We start from the raw sequence: 4,701 nt of genomic DNA, 5'->3' as shown, positions 1-4,701 counted from the left end.
CGCTGGAAACGGAGTCACGGCACGGATTGAGGCACCGGCGACGTACGCGAAAGCAGCCGGAAACGGCGACTCCCCGTGTCCTACGGCCACCGCGCCAGCGCTCGACTCTACCGAGGCGCAGCCGGCCATCGTCGAGGAATCGCGTGAGGGGCACCCACTGATTGCGGGCGTATCCGATGGCCTGGCCGATGGGGCTCTTGGGCAAGGCGACGAGCGCCTCCACGTCGAGCCAGATGCGAAAGGCCTCGAGCACGGGCGTGGCGAGCCTCCGGCGCTCCTCCGTCCGGCGAGCCGGCGGCAGCTCCTTGGTCTCGGCGTCGACTGCGTAGAGGTTTCCGATGAACCCGAGCGCCGCGAGCGCGCGCTCCTTGTCGGACGAGAGCGCTTTGAAGAATCCCCTTCTGCCGTGGGCCCAGCAGCCGACCTCCGTCACTTCCTCGGTGCGATAGAGCAGTTCGTAGACGTTGTGCGCATCCGCGAGGACATACCCCTTGTAACCGCGCAGAAATTCCCTCGGTCCATCCTGCGTGTGCCGCGGCGTGAAACGAAAGAGGACGTGGTCCTGGTCGGCGACGAGCACCCAGAAGTAGCCCCTGCGGCATTTCTCCTTCGCCTGCACGAGCACGCCGGTCGCGTCCATGGCGATGCAATGCGCGCTTTTCGCGTCGAGGAACATCGCGTCGACGACGTACTTCAGCAAGCCCGTAGAGGCCCCCACCCAGTTGCACAGGGTCGAGCGCGCGAGGGAGACGCCCTCTCGCTCGTAGATCCTCTCCTGCCTGTGCAGCGGCAAGGAATCGGCATACTTATTCACGACCACGCGCGCGACAAGCCTAGGGCCTGCCATGCAGCGCGGAATCGGCGCCTCGGGCGCGGGCTCGATGCGCACGCCTTCCTCGGGTTTGCCTTTCGTCGCGAACTTCGGACGAATGACCCGGACCCTCACGAGGCTTGCGGGCCGCCATTCGAGCGTTTCGCTCACCTCCTCGCCGATCCGCACGAGCGACGCGGCGCCTTCGCCCTTGGCCTCGGGCGGGAGGAGCTCGATTTCGTGGACGGGCAGGTGCTCGGGTAGGATCTGCCGCCCATGCGGCGTGACCTTGCGGTCCTTTTGCTTCGGCTTCTTGCCATCCGGCAGCTTCTCTCCGGCAGGCCGATCGGAAGGCGGAGCCGCATCCGGCGTCTGCTCGGAGAGCCGCTCGAGGCCGCCGAGGGCCTCGATGACGGCGGTGAACGCGAGCTGCATCTGCGCCGGATCGACCTGCTCGGCCTTCCGACCGAAGATATGGCGACGAAATCGCTCGAGCTCGATGCTGGCGAGCTCGTAGAGCTTGCGATACTCGTCACGCTCGTGCCGGAATTTGTCCCGCTCGCGGGAGGCTCCCGCGAGGCGGCTCTCCAGAGCGACGACCTTGGCCTCGAGCTCAGGGTTTGTCACGGGACGTGCCATACACGCCCCGTGGCTCTCGTGTAAAGAGAAAAGTTTTACTTGATGGAACCCGGCTCGAGCGCGCGGGTGCGCTGCTTCGCCGGCGGGAGCTGGATCCCTTCGAGGATCCTCGCCATCTCGGAGGCTTCGATCGGGATGCGCGTCGCGCCGGGCTCGAGCCCCTGCGGCACGCGAAACGTCCCCCGCTCGAGGCGCTTGTAGAGCAGGCAATAGCCCGTCCGATCCCACCAGAGGATCTTGACCCGGTCGGCCGCCTTGTTGAAAAACATGAACAGCGCGCCCGAGAGCGGATCCTCGCGCAGCACTTCACGTACGACCCCCGAAAGCCCGTCGAACGAGCGGCGCAGATCGAGCCGCTCGGCGGCGACGTAAATGGCCATCCGCGCGGGGATCATACGAGCGCTCCGCGCAGCGCCGAGACAACACGGCCGAGCTGGGAAAGGTCAGCGCCAGGAGGCACGCGGATCACCTCGCCGCGCGGAAGAACGACCTCCAGGGCCGTCGGCCCGGGGGCGGCAGGCGGTGCGTCGTCGATGATCTCGACAGGCAAGAACGTCGGTGCTTCCGCCACAAATTCGGAGTCCTGCGCGGCATCCTGTCTGCCGAGCCGGCTGCTCCACCAGTACATCGTGACCGGGCTGATTCGATGGCGCTTCGCGAATGCGCGCGCCGACAGGCCGCTGCCGCGCCACTTCTCCACGATGCGCCGCCACCGGCGCTCGGCCTTCGTCGTCCTCGTAGCCATGACGAGCCTCCCTTCGACGGGCATACATGCATAGCCGAGGAGGGAAGCGGAAGGATGGGGGTGGCGGGACGGATACTTGGCAACCGAGACAAAGAGCGCGTGGCTCGCCTCGAGATGGCGCAATCCCTCTTCGAGCTCTGGTCGGTCTTGGAAGATGGGCGGCGCCCCTGCCGGAGGCGCATCCCCGCCGGCAGGAAGTGGCTTTGACGATTCGGTCTCGGCCGCCGCCGCATCAGCCTTCGGTGTTTTCTTTTTCCTTGGCGTCGCCAGCCTTTTCGCCAGCTCCTCATCGACACGCCGCTGCGCTTCTTCCAGCTTGGCCTGGTCGGTAGCGGTCACCGTCCCGGCCTCGTAGGCCTTCACAGCCTCGCGGATCCCCGGCTCGCGTTGCACGCTGCGGATGATCGCGGCCGCCGGGTTTTCCTTGAGCTTCCGCGCGTCAACCGCTTCGCGCAAGGCCTCCGTCGATAAGGGCGAGAAGAAGCACGTCTGCCGTGCCGTGATGGTGCTCGGCGAGTCGCCCACCTCGGCCGCGACCTTGGCACGGGTCGTCTGCGGTCCGCCGTGTGCTGACGCCGGTGCCCCGTCACCTTGGTTATTTTTAACCGAGGTCTTCAGGTCGGTGCGCTTCCCCTTTCCGACAGAGTGAAGCCCTGCCAACCGCTTCTCGAGCTCGGCCTTCTGCTTGGGCGAGAGCTTGCGTCCGTGCAGGTCGGCGAGGTTGTCGCGCAGGAAGATCTCGTACTCCTCGTCTGCGGTGAGGCCATCGTGGACCACGACCGGTACTTCTCGCAGATTCGCTTCGATCGCGGCGCGGCGGCGGCGGTGACCACCGAGTACGGTGCCCGGCGCGCTCGCGCAGATCTCCCCTGTCACGACGAGCGGCCTCGTGATGCCGTGATCTCGTACATCTTGGACAAGCTCACGGAAGCGCGCGTCGTTTTCGGAGGCGAGCGGAAAGATCTCGTTGTTTCGCCAATACTGCCCGAGCTTCCTCGGATCCAGGACGTCTGTGCGAAACCGCCTTTGTCCGAGGCAGCTCGGGATCGGCGGGGCAGACGGAGGAGGGGCAGGAGCGGGGGGTACGGCTACGCGCGTGGGGGGCGTCGGCCCCGGCACGTGCCCTGAGAGGGTTGCGTAAAACTCTGGGGCTCGTCGTGCAATAGCGGGCAGCAGCGCGCGCGTTGCGTCCATCCAAGCGCGTTCCGCTCCTTGGCGAGCCTCCATCGACGGATCGTGGTGACTTGCATTGTACTGGTTATGAGCCTCGTCGAACACCTTCACCAGTGCGTTTTCATCGTCCGTTCCTTCCTCCCGAAGGGTGCCCATCACCTTCGAGACGCAAACCGCGATTGCGGTCCCTACATCGATTGCTACGGACGCCATTGTAACGGCGGGGCTGGCAGGCAGAGTTGCTGGAGGGCTGGCAGGCAGAGTCGCTGGGCGGCTGGCAGGCAGAGCCGCTACAATAGGCTGTCCGGCCGCTGCGAGGACCGCAGCAGGAAGCCGCCCTTGCTCGACGAGGAGGGGGATCTCCCACAGCGCCGATTGGCGCTTCTCTTCGATGTCAAGCAGACGGGACTCGATCTCCGCGGCGTCGATGTCCCCGTAGAACAACTCGAGCTCGGCGACTGCTACCAAGAATGCATTGATACACACCCTCTCTCCTTCAGGAACTTGATCGAGCTTGCCCTCGAGTTCGGCGCGGATGGCCAGATAGCTGTCGTATGATAGGTGCTTCATCACGCACTCCTCTTCGCCGGGCGGCGAGCGAAGGCGCCTGTCTCCGCAGAGGCGGGTACCTCGGGAACCTGGGGCTGCGTGCGACCGTCCTTGGACGGAACCAACCGTTGCCGGAGCCACCGCTCGAGATCCTTGCGTTGGAACCGAACGAGACGCGCGCCCATTCGGATGTGGGGGATCTGCCGGCGAGCTACCATCGACCGCAGCGTGCCGCGTGCTAGCCCGGTCAGAGCCGCCGCGCCCGCGTAGTCGAGCATGTCATCCATGGGGGAACCTCTCCTCGGGCCGAACCACCGGCCCGGACGGCCCACGTTTCCCACGTTGCGGGCGCTGGTCTCCTGCAACGGCAAGGTGGTAGGTTGCGGGGGCGAGGAAGGCTGAGACCCCATGAGCGAGCAAGGCGACACATCAACCGGGACGTATGCGGCCAGTGCTGAGCGAAGCCCTCAACCCGCAGGGCGTCCCACGGAAGGCGTGCACCGCGAAGAAGCTCAACCACTCACGCCGGACACCGTCGCGGAGGCCGTGGTGGAGTTGATTCGCCTGGCGATCGAGCACGAGCAGAGGTTTCACCCGGATCCGAGCATTGTCCCCCACGATCGCGATGCGCAGATCGAGATTCACACCATCTTTGATACTAGAACTCATCCCATAAACCGTCCAGTAGGTCCATCAGCTCCAACATCCCACTTTGTAGGATCAATCGACGAGGTGCGGTCCAGCGGTCGGTACATTTTTCGTGCTGGCGACATATGCAGGTGTG

Annotated in this window: 4 protein-coding genes; 1 reads left to right on the top strand and 3 read right to left on the bottom strand. The window is 65.4% G+C overall.

Annotated features, from left to right (window positions below):
• The 3 genes from QHF83_RS52875 to QHF83_RS52865 form a co-directional block, all read right to left on the bottom strand.
• The coding region (locus QHF83_RS52875; protein WP_282425803.1) for an IS66 family transposase at positions 1-1,438 on the bottom strand (1,438 nt) is incomplete at its 3' end.
• Positions 1,439-1,485: 47 nt separating this feature from the next.
• The gene (tnpB, locus tag QHF83_RS52870) at positions 1,486-1,845 is read right to left on the bottom strand and encodes an IS66 family insertion sequence element accessory protein TnpB (protein ID WP_282425802.1); all 360 of its coding nucleotides are present in this window, start codon (positions 1,843-1,845) and stop codon (positions 1,486-1,488) included.
• Entirely contained in the window at positions 1,842-3,938 is a 2,097-nt protein-coding gene (locus tag QHF83_RS52865) for a ParB N-terminal domain-containing protein (RefSeq protein WP_282425801.1), read from the bottom strand. The genes tnpB and QHF83_RS52865 overlap by 4 nt, the downstream gene beginning before the upstream one ends.
• A gap of 387 nt (positions 3,939-4,325) precedes the next feature.
• On the opposite strand from QHF83_RS52865, the gene QHF83_RS52860 reads away from it, so the two are divergent.
• On the top strand, positions 4,326-4,701 hold a 376-nt coding region (locus QHF83_RS52860), incomplete at its 3' end, for a hypothetical protein (protein WP_282425800.1).

The organism is Polyangium sp. 15x6, from assembly GCF_029960785.1.
In the GTDB taxonomy this organism is placed as follows: domain Bacteria; phylum Myxococcota_A; class Polyangia; order Polyangiales; family Polyangiaceae; genus Polyangium.
This window is presented reverse-complemented; position numbering and strand designations above follow the sequence as displayed.